Source organism: Bradyrhizobium sp. USDA 4454 (assembly GCF_054822705.1).
Map to the genome: position 1 here is coordinate 3,224,986 of NZ_JBTRCN010000001.1, position 17,181 is coordinate 3,242,166.

Genomic DNA, 17,181 nt, shown 5'->3' on the forward strand with positions numbered 1-17,181 from the left:
AGGCGGTGGAGGCGCCGCGGGGACGCGAAGCCCGGATGAGCGCCAGCGATATCCGGGGTCGTTCCTCCCCGCATGTCGCTCCGCTCATGCGGGCTGCACGACGCGCTCAATAGACGAGGTTCGTTCCCGGCGGCTTCTCCAGCGCCATCGCCAGCGTCCGATACTCCTCGCAGTCTGTGCCGCAGATCTCGGCGATCCGGCTCAGATGATACTGCGCGGCATCGCGGTTGCCCTGTTCGATCTGCCAGAGGCCGTAGTAGTTCCAGGTCAGCACGTGGTTCGGGTCGGCTTTCAGCGCGCGCTCGTACCAGACTTGCGACTGCTTGTAGTCGCCGAGCTTCCGATAGGAGTAGCCGATCAAATTGGCGACGTTCGGGTGATCGTCGTTGCCGAGCGCGTGCAACTGATCGATCGCGGCGGCGTAGTCGTTACGTTCGTAGATCGTTGCATAGGCCGCGCGATAGCCCTCGCGGAATGCGGGATCCTCGAAGCTGGACTGCTTGGCCGGCTTCTTGACCCGGTGCGTGGTCTTTCTGCCCTTGTCCTGGGGATAGGCCGGCGCGGGAGTGCTGTAGCTCGACCCGTAGAGCTCTCCGCCGCCTGCTCCTCCGCCGCCGCCACCACCGCCACCGGCGGCGAGGGTGGTCTGCTGTGGGAACAGGATGATCGGCGCCGTCAGAATTGACGCAAGCATTGCGAGCTTCATCGGTGACTTGATCATGCGCACCTCCGGATTCGACGTGGAAAGCCACTGGTCTGAAGCACTAACTCCCGATCGCGGGAGACATTCCGCGCGTTCTGAGAAATTGTTGCCGATGCGGCAATCGCCCTGTCGCTTCCGAACCTCGCGCGCTTGGGCGTGCGTGCCGGCCGAGCAACGAACTGCGGATTCGAAACTAACATCGGTGTTAGAATCATGCCCGACCTCAATGGCTATCGCTGCGACAAGGACGATCGATGATGAAGAAGGACCTCGCCGGGATCTACCGAAGCTACATCGCCTGTCTGAATCGGCAGGATTGGCCGCAACTCGGCCAGTTCGTCGATGATGACGTGTGCCACAACGGCCGGCGGATAGGCTTGTCCGGCTATCGCGAGATGCTGGAGAAGGATTTTTGCGACATCCCGGACCTGCGCTTCAACGTCGCACTGCTGATCGCGGATGCGTCCCATGTCGCGAGCAGGCTGGCGTTCAACTGTTCGCCGAAGGCGACGTTCCTCGGTCTCAACGTCAACGGCAGACGCATCGCCTTTGCCGAGAACGTGTTCTACCAGTTTCGCGACGGAAAGATCGTGGAGGTGTGGTCGGTGATAGACAAGGCGGCAATCGAGACGCAGCTTTTGTGAGCGTTCGGATGACCGGCCGTAGCCCGGAAGAGCGCAGCGATATCCGGGGTCGATCTTCCCGCATATCGCTACGCTCATGCTGGCTACAGATCTTCTATTTCTGCTCCAGGTGCCACGCGCCGTCCCAATCCGCAGCCGGCGGATTTTGCCGGAAACTCGCAACCCGCGCCTTCATCGCGATTGACGGGCCGTCGCCCGGCACGGCGGCCAGCGCCGCGGTGAACGCTTGCTCGGCGTCGTTCCAGCGTTGCGCGCGATAGGCGGCGAGACCATCGGCATAGTGCTGCCGCAGCTCGCTCTGCGCCGGTGTCAGTTCGTCCTTCTTGCCGACGATCTCGAACACGGCGACCGGCTGGGTCTGCCCCATCACGACGAGGCGGTCGATCTCGCGCAGCTCGATGGTCGCGGCACAGGCTGCGGCGGTGGCTTCCGAGATCAGGCTGCGGCTGCCGTAGAACTTGTTGGCGCCTTCCAGCCGCGAGGCGAGGTTCACGGTGTCGCCGAGCACGGTGTAGCTCATCATGAATTCGGAGCCGATGCTACCGACCAGCGCCTCGCCGGTGGCGATCCCGATCCGGATATCGCAGTCGGCGGGGATCGCGCGCACGCCGAGCAGCTCGGGCAGATCCTTGCGCAGCTTGTTGACCTGGCCGATCATGTCGATGGCGGCAAGCGCGGCCAGATGGGTCTGCTCGGCCTCCTCGACGAAGGGGGCGCCCCAATAGGCCATGATGGCGTCGCCGATATATTTGTCGATGATGCCGCGATGCGCATGGACCGGCGCGGACATCGTCGACAGATAGAGGTTCATGATCTTGACGAGGCCGCTCGGCGTCACGCCTTCGCTCAGGCGGGTGAAGCCCTTCATGTCGCAGAACATCACCGTCATGACACGGCGCTGCCCTTCGGTGGCGGCGATGGCTGGTTGCTCGAGCAGGCCTTCGGCGATCCGCGGATTGATGTAGCGGCCGAAGGTCTCGCGGATGCGCTGGTTGTGGCGCAGCGTCTCGATCATGCGGTTGAACGCAGCCGAGAGCTGGCCGATCTCGTCCTGGGTCGTGATGGCGATGGCGCCATCGAGGCGGCCGGCCTCGACCTCGCGGGTGCTCTCCAAGAGGCGCATCACCGGGCGGGTGATGCCGCTGCCGACCAGCATCGCGAACACGAAGCCGAGGATCGCGGCAATCGCGGTGACGACGCCGGAGATGATGATCGCCCGCTGCTGGGCACTCATCACTGTGGCTGCGGCCGAGGCGACCTGCGCCAGCATGTCGGTCCGGATGCTCTCGATCCGGTTGCTGAAATCGTCGCGCAGGGCGTCGGCGCGCAGCGTGGTCGCTTTCGCGGCAGCGAACTCCTGGGCATCGAGTTGCTCGAGCAGCGTCTTGTTCTCTGCGTTGAGGCGCATCAGCAGGTCGTTGACGGCATTGTCGATGCGGTCGTCGAGGCGCCCGAGCGCGGCATTGTCTGATGGCGTCGAGGGATCGGCGATGATCGCATCGATCAGCACGCGCGCGGCGTCGGCCTCGCGCTTGATTGTCGGCTCGATCTCGTCGAACGCCTTGCGCGCAGCCGCGTAGCCGCCGTCCTCGCCCGGCGCCTGCATCTTCGCCATCATCATCCGGCGCATCGCCAGCGACCGCTCCAGCGAGCGGATGTTGACGCGCGCGAGGTGGCCGTAGGCGGGGATGTAGCGGTTGGTGAGCTCGTCGAGGAGATGGCCGACCTGGCCCGCCATCACCATGGACAGCAGCGAGGTGATCACCGCGAGGACGATCAGTCCCGCGGCAATGCCGACGATCTTCTGCCTGATCGAATTTCGAAACATGCCGAGCCCCGCCGCAGCTGCAATGAGCGGGTCACTCCCGCTGTGGCGGCACAACAGCTAATAGAGTTCCACGGCGCGCGGCGCAAGCGACCGGTCCACGCCATTCGGCCGGCGGGCGGGTGGGGGGGGTCAGCGCAGCCCTTCGTAGACCATCAGGCCGCGCGCGATCGCGAGCTTGCGCAGGGTCCGCGGCACAAGCCGCTCCTGGGGATGCAGGTAGCGCCACGAGGTCAGCACCAAGTCGTGCAGCCTCGTGACGTCGTCCTCGAACGGGGCGAGCAGGCCGGTCAGGCTTGCCGGCATATGGACGCGGGCGGTGAACGGCAGCAGCAGCAATTCAAGATGCGCCTTGGCGCCGGCCTCGGTCGTGGCGGTGATGCCGGCGATGGCCGGCAGGGTCTCTTCGACGACGCAGGTGATGATGTCCTCGATCTCGCCGCGGCTCTCGCCGGCGAACAGCGCCGAAAAGCTCTGGTTCTTGAGGTCGCAGCCGAGCAGGGCGGAGGTGCGGGTGCCGGCGACGCGGAACGGGAAGCGGGTCTCGCCATCATAGGCCAGCACGAAGATGTCGGACAGCAGCTCGCGCACCGCGGACGGCTCAAACTCACTCCGGTCAGGTGCGCGTGCGGTACCGCGCTTCGCATTCCAATAAGCGAAGTATTCACGGCTGGAGCTGTGCTTCATCTAAAGAACCTTGCCCGGCACCTGTCTCGGCGGGACACATCTGTCCCGGTTTTGCTCAGGCGCCTTCCCTTTTCTGTTGTGCAGGGAAGGCTGTGCAGCGTCCATGCCGTGGTCGCGGTTTGGGCGGCTTATCGGCAGCTTTGTGTTGTTAACGTAAATTTAACTATGTCCTTGGCGTCCCGGGAACGCCTGCGTAGGGTCTGCGCGTTCCCGTTCACGCCGGCTGCCCCAAGCGCCGGCGCGGTTGGTACACAGGCGGCGTCAAACAGTTTGGTCATCGTGCGGGGAGGGGTGGGGATGGTCTCCCGATCCCTCTGGCGCATGACAAGGCCGGCCGATCAGGGAGGGTGTTCTCAGCACCCTCCCTTTTCTTTTCGCTGGGATATCATGGCCAGACGCATCCGGGACACGGGAGTGTCCGATTTCGGGATTGTGCACTTGCACAGGGGTGTGAAAGCCGCCTATCTCTGATTCACAGCCGCTGTCGAGGTCGCCGACCCCTTGGACTCCCATCCCGAATCCCCGCTCGCGCCGCCGCCGGAGGCGCCGCGCGAGCCGATCCTGACCCTGCCGCCGGCGCTCACAGCCTACATCCTGCTGATCGCGGTGATCCATCTGCGGGTGCTGCTGCCGCCGGAGCTGGAGAACTGGACCGTCGACGTGTTCGGCTTCATCCCGAAGCGCTACGATTCGACGTTGCTCGACATCACCTTCCCAGGCGGGGACGGCGCCAAGGTCTGGAGCTTCGTCACCTATTCGCTGCTGCATGCCAACCTCACCCATATCGGCTTCAATGTGCTGTGGTTGCTGCCGTTCGGCAGTGCGCTGGCGCGGCGCTTCGGCGCGGTGCGCTTCTTCGTCTTCATGGCGGTGACGGCGGCGGCCGGCGCGCTCGCGCATCTGTTGACCCATGAGCACGCGATCGCGCCGATGATCGGCGCATCGGCGTCGGTGTCGGGGACGATGGCGGCGGCGATCCGCTTTGCCTTCGTGAAGGGCAGCTTCCTGTCGTTCAGCCGCGGCGATGCCGAGGCGGCCGCCAAGGTGCCGGCGTTGTCGCTGTGGCGGGCGTTGCGCAACGGTCGGGTGCTCGCCTTCCTGGCGATCTGGTTCGGGGTCAACATCCTGTTCGGCGCCACGTCGCTGTCGCTCGGCGGTGAGGACACGGTCGTCGCCTGGCAGGCCCATATCGGCGGCTTCCTCGCCGGGCTGTTGCTGTTCTCGCTGTTCGATCCGATCCCGCGTACGCGACACGATGCTGCAGATGCGTCGTCGGTAGATCAGTCGGGGCGCGTCTGATCGCCGCTTGCGGCTCGGATCGAATTCATCCATCATCTTTGCGAAGCAGAAATAAAGCGGGCCGACACATCGAGCCCAGCTACTGACCGCGCCCGGAACCGAAATCGGCGCGGAACTGTTGATTGAAGACTCTGGCGAACAGGCGCGATCCCGCCGGAGCGGGGCGCGAGCGGATTCAGGGAGGCGACAATGACGGTACGTTCCATTCTCGATACAAAGGGTCATCAGGTGATGAGCGTCGCGCCCGACGCGAAGCTATCGGCCGCGGTCAAGCTGCTCGGCGAGCGCAAGATCGGCGCGGTGCTGGTGATGGAGCAGGGCCGGATGGAAGGCATCCTGTCGGAGCGCGACATCGTGCGCGTGCTCGCGGAGCGCGGCGCGGGCGCGCTGGACGAGCCGGTGAGCGCGGTCATGACCAAGAAGGTCGTGAGCTGCCGTCAGTCCGATACCGTCAGCGGCATCATGGAGATGATGACGACAGGCAAATTCCGCCATTTGCCCGTCGTCGAGGACGGCAAGGTGGTCGGGCTGATCTCGATCGGCGACATCGTCAAGCGCCGCGTGGAGGAATATGAGCGCGAGCAGGAAGCGCTGCGCGACTACATCAAGACCGCCTGAGACTATTTCCCGGCGCTGCCCGCGCCGCTCGACGGCGGCGCCAGGATGTCGATCGCTTCCTCGATCGCGCCGATGGCGCGTTCGGCGGCGCGGATGCCGTGCGCGATCAGGTCGTCGGCGCGGTGGAAGTCGAACCAGCCGATCTGCCCGACCCGCGGCGAGATCAGCATGTCAGGCGGATCACCGGCGAGGCGCGCACGGGTGATGCGGTCCTGCATGATGTTGAAGGCATCGACCATGACGCTGGAGATCCCGGGCCGGGTGGCGCTCCCGAAAAACTCCCGCTTCACGGTGCGTTCGGCCGAGAAGAACCGGCCAAAGCGGCGCTTCGGTGGCTCCACCTCCGCCTCGGCGGTCACCGCGACCGTGACCTCCGGCGTCGGCACCGCGCCGTGATTGTAGATTGTGGTCGAGTGCGCGAACACGTCGCTGGAGAGGTTTGCCGCAATGACGATCTCGGCGCCGAGCGCGCGTGCGGCCGACACCGGCACCGGGTTGACCAGCGCACCATCGACCAGCCAGCGGTCGCCGATTAGCACCGGCGCGAAGATGCCGGGCAGGGCGTAGGAGGCGCGCATGGCATCGACCAGGGGGCCTTGCGTCAGCCAGATCTCGTGGCCCGTGCGCACCTCGGTCGCGACGCTCGCGAACTTGACCGGGAGATCCTCGATCACGGATTTTCCCAGCGCCGCCTCGATCTCGGCGGCCAGCTTGGTGCCGCGCCGATCAGGCCGGAGCCGTTGAGGCGGATGTCGAGATAGCCGAGCACGCTGCGCGGCTGCAGGCCGCGGGCCCATTTCTCCAGCGTTTCGATATGGCCGGCCGCATAGGCGCCGCCGACCACCGAGCCGATCGAGGTGCCGACGACGACATTGGGGACGATGCCATGGGCGAGCAGGGTCTTGATGATACCGATATGGGCAAAGCCGCGCGCGGCGCCACCGCCGAGCGCGAGCCCGATCACCGGCCGGCGAACGGCTCCCAGTCCGACCTTGTCGGGGCCGTCGGAGCTCTTGTGGCCTCGGCCCATCCAGCTATCCAACACGACAAATCTCCTGCCAGCGCAAGACTAGGCGGCGCGGCTTGGCTGCGCCAGCGTCGTCCATCTTCATGGTTATTCCCCAGAGGCATGATTCATGCCCGGTGGTCCGCGGTAGGCAGGGAATGTGACTGGACGGCGGCGCCTGGGCTCACCCAAGGCCTACATCGGCTAACATCGGCTTGATCGAGCGGTTCCAAACCGGGGATTGCGCGGCGGGACCGTGACAAACCCTTGGACGCCCCTCGGACGACGGCTTGAATTTGCCGCGTTTTCGTTGAAAAGCATGGTGATGACTTCGAGGGGCAACGGCATCGGCGGATGCGGGCGGGGCATGCGGCTTCGTCCGCTATTGGCGCTTGCGGCATTTTTGCTTGCCCTGATCCCTGCATCCGGGTCGGCGCAGTTCTTCAGCGACCGGCCGCCGCCGATCCCGCCCGCGTCGGTGCCGGAGGTACCGACCGGCCCGGCGCTCAATCTGGCACCGCCGTCCGGGGCCGGTTCGGGGCCGGTTTTGCCCGGTCCGCTGAGCCAGCCGACCATCGTCCAGCCCTCGATTGCGACCGTGCCCCCGGTGACCCCGCCGGCCGGATCGCCGACCGCCGGGCAGGCGGTGCTGGCGCTGACGGCGCGGTACGGCAAGGACCTGCCGGTCATCAATGCCGGGCTGGTCTGGCGGGTGTTCGCCGACAAGCCTGACGACAACGGCACCTACAAGCTGATCCGCGAGGAGCGCGCGGCGACGCCCAATCTCGTGCTGCCGCCCGGCAACTACGTGGTCCATGTCGCGCTCGGCCTCGTCAGCGCGGTGCGCGCGGTCAGCCTGAAGTCGGAGACCGATCGCGAGTCCTTTGTGCTGCCGGCCGGAGGCCTGCGGATCGAGGGGCGGGTCGGCTCGAGCAAGATCCCGGCCAACCAGATTTCGTTCGCGATCTACAAGGGCAGCCAGTTCGACGGCTCGGACCGCGGCCCCCTGGTGCCCAACGTGTCCGCCGGCGACGTCGCGCTGCTGCCGGAGGGCACCTACTACATCGTCTCCAACTATGGCGATGCCAACTCGGTGGTGCGCTCCGACATCCGCGTCGCAGCGGGCAAGTTGACCGACGTCACCGTCACGCATCGCGCGGCGGTCATCACGCTCAAGCTGGTCAGCGAGAAGGGCGGCGAGGCGCTCGCCAACACCGCCTGGTCGGTGATCACGCCGGGCGGCGACGTGATCAAGGAATCGATCGGCGCGTTCCCGCGCGTCGTGCTGTCCGAAGGCGAGTATCGCGCGATCGCCAAGAACGAGGGCAAGGTGTTCGAACGTCCCTTCAACGTCGTCAACGGCGTGGACGGCGAAGTCGAGGTCGTGGCGCGCTGAGGTCCGGCTGGGTTGCATTTCATGCAACTGTCATAGTTTCTAACGCCAACTAACCATCGCGCAAAGTTGAGCCGTCATAATCGCTCGCGATGATGCGCGGGCTCACTATTTTTACACGGCATTAAGCCGCGGCATGACTTGGATGCCACGGGGACATAAGCGCGGAGAAACATCATCGCGCTTAAGCTTTTTGTTCGGGCATGATCTGTTCGGAAAACCGCTTCGCACTTTTCCGGATCATGCCTGGTGTTTGCGTGGGGCGTGCCATGGTCATGGCCAACAAGACATCAAAGGTATCGGGCAAGTTCAATTCAGAGATGTTCGCCGACGTTCCGGTGCTGCAACGCAAGTGGCAGGCCGCGGTTCGTCCCGGCGAGAAGCTGCCGCACTATGAGGACGTGATGCTCGGCAGCCTCGGCCGGCTCGCGGATCACATCGTGTTGCTGCGCGACGTCGATGGCGTGCTGTGCGCGTCCCATACCGGCCGCTACGTCCAGACCTGGCTGAACGACGAGCGCTGGGACATTCCGCTCAGTGCGCTGCCGCCGGACTGCGCCACCGCGCTGACCGAAGCCGCCGCCAACGCGCGCGCGAACTGCCGGCCCTATCTCGCGTCGGCGCATTGCGTGCGCGATGGCCTGGTGCGGACCTTCGACGTGCTGGCGCTGCCGACGCGGTCGCGCTGGGGCGGTATCCTGATCGGCGTCTACGTCAACGAGCGCGATGCGCAGTACAATCTTCTCGACACGATCTTCTCGGCCACCGACGAGGGCGTACTGTCCCTTGCCGCGATCCGCGACGCGCAGGGCCAGCCGGCCGACTTCCAGGTCGTGCATCTCAACCAGGGCGCCGCAAGGTTGCTGATGCAGCCCGCGACCGAATTGCTGTGGCGCCGGCTCAGTGCCGGCGGCAATCCGCTGGCGGCGCCGGCGGTGATGAACCGTCTGCGCGGATTCGTCGGCAGCGGCCCCGGCGGGCAGTTCGAGATCGACAGCGGCGATCGCTGCCTGCGCCTCGGCGTCACGGCGTTCGGCGACATGCTGTCGCTAACGGTCTCCGACGTCACCGCGCTGAAGCAGCGCGAGGTGTCGTTCCGCCTGCTGTTCGAGAACAACCCGATGCCGATGTGGGTGTTCGACGCCCGTACGATGGAATTCCTTAGCGTCAACGATGCGGCCGTTCAGCACTACGGGTACAGCCGGGAGAGATTTCTCGGCATGACATTGCGCGAGATCTGGCCGGTGGACGAGTGGAACGTACACAGCGCCGCCTTGCGCGAGATCGGCGACGTCTATCAATCGAGCCGCGACTGGCGGCACATCAGGGCCGACGGCACCGAGATCCATGTGCTGACCTTCGGACGCAGGGTGGCGTTCGAGGGTCGCGACGGCTATCTGGTCGCGGTGGTCGACATCACCGAGCGCCGCGCCGCCGAAGCGCGGATCGCGCATATGGCGCACCATGACGGCCTCACCAATTTGCCGAACCGCGACTTCTACCAGCAGCGCCTCCGCGAGGCGCTGGAGCGCGGCCGCTCCGGCAACAAGCGCGTCGCTGTGATGTGCGTCGACCTCGACCTGTTCAAGAACGTCAACGACGCCTTCGGGCATCCCATGGGCGACCGGCTGCTCAAGCTGGTGGCGGAGCGGCTGCGCGAGGCGGTTCGCGACGACAATGTGGCGGCGCGGCTCGGCGGCGACGAGTTCGCGATCGTGCTCGCCGCCGACGTTTCGCCGAACGAGGCCAGCACCTTCGCCGAACGGCTGATCGATGCCTTGAGCGCACCCTACAACATCGATGGGCTCGAAGTCGTGGTCGGCGCCAGCATCGGGATCGCACTGTCGCCGGGCGACGGCACGAGCTCGGAACAATTGATGCGCAACGCCGATATGGCGCTGTACCGCGCCAAGGCCGAGGGCGGCGGCGTGCACCACTTCTTCGAGCCGGAGATGGATCAGCAGGCGCAGAAGCGCCGCGACATGGAGCGCGACCTGCGCGCGGCTTTCAACAACGGCGAGTTCGAGCTGCACTACCAGCCGCTGGTGGACATCGCGGCCGACCGTATCTCGGGCTTCGAGTCGCTGCTGCGCTGGCGGCATCCGCAGAAGGGCATGGTCTCGCCCGCGGAGTTCATCCCGGTTGCCGAAGACATCGGCCTTATCGTGGCGCTCGGCGAGTGGGTGCTGCGCGAAGCCTGCGCCGAGGCGATGAAGTGGCCGGCCGACGTCAAGGTCGCCGTCAATCTGTCGCCGGTCCAGTTTCGCAGCCGCAATCTGGTGCAGGCCGTGATCTCGGCGCTGGCGCATTCCGGACTGCCGGCACGGCGTCTCGAGCTCGAGATCACCGAGTCGGTGTTTCTCGCAGAAACCGAGGCCAACCTCGCGATCCTGCATCAGCTGCGCGAGCTCGGCGTCAGCATCTCGATGGACGATTTCGGCACCGGCTATTCCTCGTTGAGCTATCTGCGCAGCTTCCCGTTCGACAAGATCAAGATCGACCGTTCCTTCGTCAAGGACCTGGCGCTGCGCTCCGACTGCGTCGCGATCGTGCGCGCGATCTCCGGCCTCGGCCGCAGCCTCAAGATCACCACGACCGCAGAAGGCGTCGAGACCACGGATCAGCTCGACTGGCTGCGCGCCGAAGGCTGCAGCGAGGTACAGGGATTCCTGTTCAGCGCGGCGAGGCCCGGGAGTGAGATTGCGGCGTTGTTGACTCGATTTGCGGAGTGGGCGTCGAAGGCGGCCTAGCTGCGCGATGACGACTTCATAGCCCGGGTGAGCGAAGCGACACCCGGGGACCAGTGGTCCTGCATAACTAGAACCGCGTCACGATATCCGACAGCGCCGGGCGCGGGCGGTCTTCGCTCGGCTTGGTCGGGGTCCCGATGTGAATGAGCCCGGCGAGCTTCTCGTCCGGTTTGAGGCCGAGGCCGTCGAGCACGTCACGGTCGAACGCGAACCAGCCGGTCAGCCAGCAGGCGCCGTAGCCGAGCGCGGTCGCTGCGGTGACGATGTTCATCGCGCTCGCGCCGGCCGACAATTCCTGCTCCCACGGCGGCACCTTCGGATGCGGCTTGGTGAAGGAGACCACGCCGATCACCAGCGGCGCGTCGGTCAGGCGCCTCTTCTCGACCTCGATGTCGGAGGCCGGCGCGCCCGGATTCTTGCGGGCGAAGACTTTTGCGATCACGTCGCCGGCGCGCGCGCGGGCATCGCCCTCGAACACGATGAAACGCCAGGGCGCCAGCTTGCCGTGATCGGGCACGCGTGCGCCGATCGTCAGGATGGTCTCGAGCTCGGCCGCGGACGGGCCCGGGCCGGTCATCTCGCGCGGTTTCATCGAGCGGCGTGTCTTCAGGAGTTCAATAGCATCGGGCACGGAAATGTCCTTCAAGGGGAGTCGTGCCCCCAAGATGGGGGCACGACCAAGCCTGCGAAAGCCAGTTTAGACCGATTGTGAAGATCAGGCGACGGATCGCGCCTGCTTCATGTCGGGCGGCGTCGCTTCATCCACCAGCGCGGCGATCGCCTCACTGGTCGGCATCACGGTCTGGCGCTCGCTGCCGAGGCGGCGAACCGAGACCGAATGGGTCTCGGCTTCCTTCTTGCCGACGACCAGCAGGGCGGGGATCTTGGCCAGCGAATGCTCGCGGACCTTGTAGTTGATCTTCTCGTTGCGCAGGTCGATCTCGACGCGGAGGCCAGCGCGGCGCGCCGCCGCCGCCACCACCTTGGCGTACTCGTCGCCCTCGGAGGTAATGGTCGTGACCACGAGCTGCGTCGGCGCCAGCCAGAGCGGGAAGTTGCCGGCATAGTGCTCGATCAGGATGCCGATGAAGCGCTCCATCGAGCCGCAGATCGCGCGGTGCACCATGACCGGCGCCTTCTTCGAGCCGTCGTGATCGATGTAGAACGCGCCGAACCGTTCCGGCAGGTTGAAGTCGACCTGGGTGGTGCCGCACTGCCAGTCGCGGCCGATGGCGTCGCGCAGCACGTATTCGAATTTCGGCCCGTAGAACGCGCCTTCACCGGGATTGATCTCGGTGCGGATCCGGTTGCTGCCCTTGGCCTTGATCTCGGACAGCACGGTGGCCATCACGCGTTCGGCGTGATCCCACATTTCGTCGGTGCCGACCCGCTTCTCCGGCCGGGTCGAGAGCTTGACCGTGAGCTCGCCGTCGAAGCCGAAATCGGCGTAGGTCGACAGGATCAGATCGTTGATCTTGAGACATTCCTCGGCGAGCTGCTGTTCGGTGCAGAACACATGGGCGTCGTCCTGGGTGAAGCCGCGCACCCGCATCAGGCCGTGCATCGCGCCCGACGGTTCGTAGCGATGCACGACGCCGAACTCGGCCAGCCGCAGCGGCAGGTCGCGGTAGCTCTTCAGCCCGTGCTTGAAGATCTGCACATGACCCGGGCAGTTCATCGGCTTCAGCGCGAACCAGCGCTTGTCCTCGGCCTCGTCGCCGGCGGATTGCGCCGCGAACATGTTCTCGCGGTACCAGTCCCAGTGGCCCGAGGTCTCCCACAACACCTTGTCGAGTATCTGCGGGGCGTTGACCTCGTTGTAATCGCCGAGCAGCCGGCGCCGCATATAGGCGATCAGCTGCTGGAAGATGGTCCAGCCCTTCGGGTGCCAGAACACCACGCCAGGGCCTTCCTCCTGGAAGTGGAACAGGTCGAGCTCGCGGCCGAGCTTGCGGTGGTCGCGCTTCTCGGCCTCCTCGATCTGCCTGAGATAGGCGTCGAGGTCTTCCTGCTTGGCGAACGCCGTGCCGTAGATGCGGGTCAGCATCGGATTGTTGGAATCGCCGCGCCAGTAGGCTCCCGCCACCTTCATCAGCTTGAAGGCGTTGCCGACCTTGCCGGTCGAGGTCATGTGCGGGCCGCGGCACAGATCGAACCAGTCGCCCTGGAAGTAGATCTTGATCGGCTCGTTGCCGGGAATAGCGTCGACCAGCTCGACCTTGAAGGCCTCGCCCTTGTCGCGGAATACCTGTTTTGTTTTTTCGCGATCCCAAACCTCTTTCGTAAAGGGCTTGTCGCGCGCGATGATCTCGCGCATCCGCTTCTCGATCGCGGCAAAATCTTCCGGGGTGAACGGCTCGTTGCGGAAGAAGTCGTAATAGAAGCCGTTCTCGATCACCGGGCCGATCGTGACCTGGGTGCCCGGCCACAGCGACTGCACCGCCTCCGCCAGCACATGCGCGGCATCGTGCCGGATCAGTTCCAGCGCGCGCGGGTCTTCGCGGCCGATCAGCTCGATTTTGGCGTCGGCTTCGATCGGGTCGTTGAGGTCGGCGAGCGTGCCGTCGAGTGCCATCGCGACGGTGCGCTTGGCGAGCGAGGGCGAAATGCCCTTGGCGATGTCGAGGCCGGTGGTCCCTTTCGGGAAATCGCGCCTCGCTCCATCAGGGAAGGTGAGCGCGATCTTGTTCACAGGTTCTGCGGGCTTGAGGTTCGAGAGGCTGTATTGGAATCCGGATTCGGATTTGGGTGGCGTATCGGCCATGATGTCTCCTGTAGCTCACTCCTGCGAACGAGCGCAGGTAAGCGGAAAGCAGCGGTATAGCAGGGGATTTGACGCCCGCAATCCGGCAATATCAAGAAAATGGGCCGCCGGCCGCGCGGAATCGAGGCAGGCTCGCCTGCATCCGAGGCCACCGAGCGTTGCGACGCTGCCGATCATCGTCTAACGTCCGGCGTCCATTTTCCGCCATCGCACGATCCGCAAGGTTCATGTCTTCCCGTCTCCTGTTTTTCGTGGCGTTGCTTCTGATCCCGGGCATCTTGCGGGCGGAAGACACACCGGTCGAGAAGGCCGGATTTGCGAAGAAGCTGACCATCTATCTCGCCAAGGGACCGCCGAATGCTTGTGGCGCCGGTTGCGACCGCTGGATCGCGATCGAAGGCGAGATCGATCGCGAGGCCGCGCAGCGGATTCGCACCTTCCTTTTTCCCATCAAGGACAGGCAGCTTCCGATCTATCTGCATTCGCCGGGCGGAAACGTCGAGCAGTCCTATGGGATCGCGCGGTTTCTGCGCGCACACAACGCGATCGCCCGAATCGGCCGGACCACCGTGCCGGCCTGTTCCAAGGGCACGCAGGTCGATGCCGCCTGCCTGAAGATCAAGGCTGCGAAGGGCGAGGTCGAGGCCGAACTCACCACGCGCAACGCGATGTGCGTTTCGGCCTGCGCCTACCTGTTCCTGGGAGCGACCAACCGCGAGGTGGCGCCCGATTCGGTGGTCGGTGTCCACAATTCCAAGCTGATGTTCGTCGTCCACGGGCATCCATCCGCGCAGGTCGTCGCGGACTTCAGGCGGCGCGAGATGGTGAGCGCCGATCGCGATCGTGATCAGTTCCTGGCCGCGATGGGGATCAGCCATGAGCTCAGCGAGCTGATCCGGAGCGTGAAGTTCGAGAACCTGCACGTGCTGACACGGCCGGAGCTCTATCGATTTGGCATCGACAAGCGACCGTTGCCGGAAACACTTTGGGCAGTGGAGAAGGAAACTCGGCCCTACGTTCGCAAGATTGCGCAGGAGAAGAAAGGCGACGGCAGCGCATTTCGCATGATGGAGTGGCGGCTGTTCTGCGAGAACGGGGATCGCGGGCGGCTGATGTTCGTCCGCGAGTTCGACGAGGGTGCCGCCGGCAAGAGCACGGTGGTGATGATGGCCGGCGCCGCCAAGACCGTCGCATTCGGCAGATTGCCGGCGCGGTTCGGCAAATATGAAGTCTGGAGCGATCCGGTGTCGTCGGACGCTGTCAAGGCGATGCTGGTGGCCCCGCATCTGCAGGTCGGCGAAAGCACGCTGGTGTCGGATGCCAAGTCGGATGCCAAGTCCGAACCGAAGCCGAGTTTCGCGAAATTCGATATCGACACCACCGGGCTGGAGCAGGGATGGACGCAGCTGCTGGCGTCGTGTCCGGCTGCGGCCGTAGGCTCGAAGCCTGCCGGCCCGTTTCCGTCGGTTGTTATTTCGCCGAGCGTCAGCGCGGCGCCGGCCGCGTCGCCCGCGCCATAGGCGCAACAGGCGCCGGGCGATCACGTGCCATGCATTTAGATGCAGTTGCATTGATCTCGTGGTCTGCTAACAGCACGGCGTGAAACGCTTCGCTCCCACCGCATTGATGCTCGGCAACATCGTCACCGGCTGCTCGGTGCTGGCGCCGGCAGGCATGCTGGCGGAGCTGTCCAATGGGCTCGGCGTCACGATCCACACCGCGGGTCTTCTGATCACCTTCGGCGCCATCGTGCTGTGCGTCGGCTCGCCGGTGACGGCGTGGCTGACCAGCCGGTTCGAACGGCGCGCCCTGCTGACGGCGACGCTTCTGGTGCTGACGCTGACCAATGCGGCATCGGCCCTCGCGCCGGACTACGACAGTCTGCTGATCATTCGCCTGGTTATGCTAGCGGTCGGTGTGCTCTACACGCCGCAGGCGGCGGGCACTGCGGCGCTGATCGTGCCGGTGGAGAAGCGCGGCAGCACGATCGCCTACATCTTTCTCGGCTGGTCGCTTGCGGCTGCGATCGGGCTGCCGTTCATCACCTTCATTGCCAGCCGTTACGGTTTTCGCACGACCTATGGCGCGATCGCATTGACCGGACTCCTGAGCTCGGTGCTGCTGTGGTGGCGGCTGCCCGGCAAGTTGCATGGCGCGCCGGTCGACTTGAGGACCTGGGCCGAGCTCGGCCGCAATCCGACCGTCATCCTGCTGCTGTCGGTCACGACGCTACAGATGTCCGGCCAGTTCGTGGTGTTTACCTTCATGGGGCCGCTGCTCGCCAAGCTGACCGGCGCCAACGCGGACGCCATCGGCATCGTGTTCGCACTCTACGGCATCTTCGGCTTCGTCGGCATCGCGATCGCAACCCGCATCGTGGATTCCTGGGGTGCGTGGAAGACGTCGGTGCTGTTCACCGCGATGCTGCTCGCCGGCGTCGCCGGCTGGGCGCTCAGCGCCGGCGCCTATGCACTGATGGCGGCCTCGGTTGCGGTGTGGGGGCTCGGCTTTGCGTCGACCAATTCGATGCAGCAGGTGCGTCTGGTCGGTGCGGCGCCGTCGCTCGCCTCGGCGTCGGTCTCGCTCAACACCTCGGTGCTGTATATCGGCCAGGCCATCGGCTCCGCGATCGGCGGATTGCTGTTCGCGCGCGAGTGGCTGTATAGCGCGGGCTACGTGGCCACCGCCTTCGTCGCGGCAGCCCTTGCGGTCGTGCTGATCACGCGGCCGCGCCCGATGCGCGCAGCCGAGTGAGTATGCGCCTCACCACTTCACGCTCTGGCTCGGCACGATGAACGCCGTCGTGCTCGGTTTGCTCGAATTATGGGTGAAATAGCCGTAGGCAGCGACGATCACGACGAGCAGGGCAAGCACGGCCAGCAAATCGATCTGCCGGGGATCGTGACCATTGTGGCTGATTTTCCAGCGCATTGTTGTTTCCTCCCCGAAGGGGACCCCAAGAGGGCCAAGGGGGCAGAGCCACAATGCGCAAGCTATCGCCACAGTTCCGCCCGACCAGCAAGGCGCGCCGCGCTTGGAAGCGTCGCAGCAATCGATCAGGCGTCGTTGACGCCGCGCCAGCGGCCGTAGCGCCATGGCAGGTACCACTGCGCGCCCGGCGGCTTTGCCGCCGGCACGTTGTCGATCCCCGACGTGCCCCAGGGCTGGCAGCGCAGCAGCCGCGCCAGCGTCATCCATCCGCCGCCCCACAATCCGAAGCGCTCGATCGCCTCGTCGGCATAGACCGAGCAGGTCGGCAGATGCCGGCAGTTGTACCCGACCAGCGGCGACAGCGTGTGCCGGTAGATCCAGATCAGGGCGCGGCCGAAATTGCGCGGCAAGCGGCGCGCGCTAGTGGCACAGTCCATGCATCGCGGATGGTGGGAAGTTGAATGATCTGTCGACGGCATACGCAAGTATGTACGTAGTCTTGCGGGGGTTCCAAGCGAAGGAACTGTTCAATTGCAGATATTTACGCCACAGTTCGCGATT

General features: G+C 65.2%; 14 protein-coding genes and 1 pseudogene. 7 read left to right on the forward strand and 8 right to left on the reverse strand.

Features of this window, described 5'->3' with window-relative positions; genetic code table 11:
* Positions 1–106: 106 nt before the first annotated feature.
* The gene (locus ACVIW0_RS14855) at positions 107–721 is read right to left on the reverse strand and encodes a tetratricopeptide repeat protein (RefSeq protein ID WP_461353010.1); all 615 of its coding nucleotides are present in this window, start codon (positions 719–721) and stop codon (positions 107–109) included.
* Positions 722–957: 236 nt separating this feature from the next.
* On the opposite strand from ACVIW0_RS14855, the gene ACVIW0_RS14860 reads away from it, so the two are divergent.
* Positions 958–1,347, forward strand: a complete 390-nt coding sequence (locus ACVIW0_RS14860; RefSeq protein WP_461353011.1) for an ester cyclase — start codon at positions 958–960, stop codon at positions 1,345–1,347.
* 94 nt (positions 1,348–1,441) lie between these two features.
* On the opposite strand, the gene ACVIW0_RS14865 is transcribed toward ACVIW0_RS14860, so the two are convergent.
* Together ACVIW0_RS14865 and ACVIW0_RS14870 are read right to left on the reverse strand one after the other, a co-directional pair.
* Positions 1,442–3,175 carry an adenylate/guanylate cyclase domain-containing protein gene (locus tag ACVIW0_RS14865; RefSeq protein ID WP_461353012.1) on the reverse strand — a complete coding sequence of 578 codons (1,734 nt, stop codon included), beginning with the start codon at positions 3,173–3,175 and terminating at the stop codon, positions 1,442–1,444.
* Between the two features lie 129 nt (positions 3,176–3,304).
* Positions 3,305–3,859, reverse strand: a complete 555-nt coding sequence (locus ACVIW0_RS14870; RefSeq protein ID WP_461353013.1) for a PAS domain-containing protein — start codon at positions 3,857–3,859, stop codon at positions 3,305–3,307.
* Between the two features lie 501 nt (positions 3,860–4,360).
* Between ACVIW0_RS14870 and ACVIW0_RS14875 the strand changes: the two genes are divergently transcribed.
* Both ACVIW0_RS14875 and ACVIW0_RS14880 read left to right on the forward strand, forming a co-directional pair.
* The gene (locus ACVIW0_RS14875; RefSeq protein WP_461353014.1) at positions 4,361–5,158 is read left to right on the forward strand and encodes a rhomboid family intramembrane serine protease; all 798 of its coding nucleotides are present in this window, start codon (positions 4,361–4,363) and stop codon (positions 5,156–5,158) included.
* 189 nt (positions 5,159–5,347) lie between these two features.
* The gene (locus ACVIW0_RS14880) at positions 5,348–5,776 is read left to right on the forward strand and encodes a CBS domain-containing protein (RefSeq protein ID WP_461353015.1); all 429 of its coding nucleotides are present in this window, start codon (positions 5,348–5,350) and stop codon (positions 5,774–5,776) included.
* A 2-nt stretch (positions 5,777–5,778) separates the two neighbouring features.
* Here ACVIW0_RS14880 and ACVIW0_RS14885 read toward each other — a convergent pair.
* A pseudogene (locus ACVIW0_RS14885) lies at positions 5,779–6,821 on the reverse strand (patatin-like phospholipase family protein).
* Between the two features lie 286 nt (positions 6,822–7,107).
* Between ACVIW0_RS14885 and ACVIW0_RS14890 the strand changes: the two are divergent.
* The gene (locus ACVIW0_RS14890) at positions 7,108–8,178 is read left to right on the forward strand and encodes a hypothetical protein (protein ID WP_461353016.1); all 1,071 of its coding nucleotides are present in this window, start codon (positions 7,108–7,110) and stop codon (positions 8,176–8,178) included.
* 266 nt (positions 8,179–8,444) lie between these two features.
* On the forward strand, positions 8,445–10,925 hold the full coding sequence (locus ACVIW0_RS14895; RefSeq protein WP_461353017.1) for a putative bifunctional diguanylate cyclase/phosphodiesterase: 2,481 nt from the start codon (positions 8,445–8,447) through the stop codon (positions 10,923–10,925).
* Between the two features lie 67 nt (positions 10,926–10,992).
* Here ACVIW0_RS14895 and ACVIW0_RS14900 read toward each other — a convergent pair whose 3' ends face one another.
* On the reverse strand, positions 10,993–11,556 hold the full coding sequence (locus tag ACVIW0_RS14900; RefSeq protein ID WP_461353018.1) for a nitroreductase family protein: 564 nt from the start codon (positions 11,554–11,556) through the stop codon (positions 10,993–10,995).
* A gap of 84 nt (positions 11,557–11,640) precedes the next feature.
* Entirely contained in the window at positions 11,641–13,689 is a 2,049-nt protein-coding gene (thrS, locus tag ACVIW0_RS14905) for a threonine--tRNA ligase (protein ID WP_461353019.1), read from the reverse strand.
* Positions 13,690–13,916: 227 nt separating this feature from the next.
* Here thrS and ACVIW0_RS14910 point away from each other — a divergent pair, with 227 nt between their 5' ends.
* Complete coding sequence (locus ACVIW0_RS14910; RefSeq protein ID WP_461353020.1) at positions 13,917–15,209, forward strand: COG3904 family protein; 1,293 nt, start codon at positions 13,917–13,919, stop codon at positions 15,207–15,209.
* A gap of 106 nt (positions 15,210–15,315) precedes the next feature.
* Complete coding sequence (locus tag ACVIW0_RS14915) at positions 15,316–16,443, forward strand: MFS transporter (protein ID WP_461357337.1); 1,128 nt, start codon at positions 15,316–15,318, stop codon at positions 16,441–16,443.
* A gap of 9 nt (positions 16,444–16,452) precedes the next feature.
* On the opposite strand, the gene ACVIW0_RS14920 is transcribed toward ACVIW0_RS14915, so the two are convergent.
* Complete coding sequence (locus ACVIW0_RS14920; protein WP_461353021.1) at positions 16,453–16,620, reverse strand: hypothetical protein; 168 nt, start codon at positions 16,618–16,620, stop codon at positions 16,453–16,455.
* 125 nt (positions 16,621–16,745) lie between these two features.
* Complete coding sequence (yidD, locus tag ACVIW0_RS14925) at positions 16,746–17,099, reverse strand: membrane protein insertion efficiency factor YidD (RefSeq protein ID WP_461353022.1); 354 nt, start codon at positions 17,097–17,099, stop codon at positions 16,746–16,748.
* Positions 17,100–17,181: the final 82 nt, after the last annotated feature.

Coding starts and splice junctions, on each gene's coding strand:
- ACVIW0_RS14865 (WP_461353012.1), bottom strand. CDS start 3,175: ATGTTTCGAAATTCGATCAGGCAGAAGATCGTCGGCATTGCCGCGGGA.
- ACVIW0_RS14915 (WP_461357337.1), top strand. CDS start 15,316: ATGCTCGGCAACATCGTCACCGGCTGCTCGGTGCTGGCGCCGGCAGGC.
- ACVIW0_RS14855 (WP_461353010.1), bottom strand. CDS start 721: ATGATCAAGTCACCGATGAAGCTCGCAATGCTTGCGTCAATTCTGACG.
- ACVIW0_RS14870 (WP_461353013.1), bottom strand. CDS start 3,859: ATGAAGCACAGCTCCAGCCGTGAATACTTCGCTTATTGGAATGCGAAG.
- ACVIW0_RS14920 (WP_461353021.1), bottom strand. CDS start 16,620: ATGCGCTGGAAAATCAGCCACAATGGTCACGATCCCCGGCAGATCGAT.
- ACVIW0_RS14860 (WP_461353011.1), top strand. CDS start 958: ATGATGAAGAAGGACCTCGCCGGGATCTACCGAAGCTACATCGCCTGT.
- yidD (WP_461353022.1), bottom strand. CDS start 17,099: ATGCCGTCGACAGATCATTCAACTTCCCACCATCCGCGATGCATGGAC.
- ACVIW0_RS14895 (WP_461353017.1), top strand. CDS start 8,445: ATGGTCATGGCCAACAAGACATCAAAGGTATCGGGCAAGTTCAATTCA.
- ACVIW0_RS14880 (WP_461353015.1), top strand. CDS start 5,348: ATGACGGTACGTTCCATTCTCGATACAAAGGGTCATCAGGTGATGAGC.
- ACVIW0_RS14890 (WP_461353016.1), top strand. CDS start 7,108: ATGACTTCGAGGGGCAACGGCATCGGCGGATGCGGGCGGGGCATGCGG.
- ACVIW0_RS14910 (WP_461353020.1), top strand. CDS start 13,917: ATGTCTTCCCGTCTCCTGTTTTTCGTGGCGTTGCTTCTGATCCCGGGC.
- thrS (WP_461353019.1), bottom strand. CDS start 13,689: ATGGCCGATACGCCACCCAAATCCGAATCCGGATTCCAATACAGCCTC.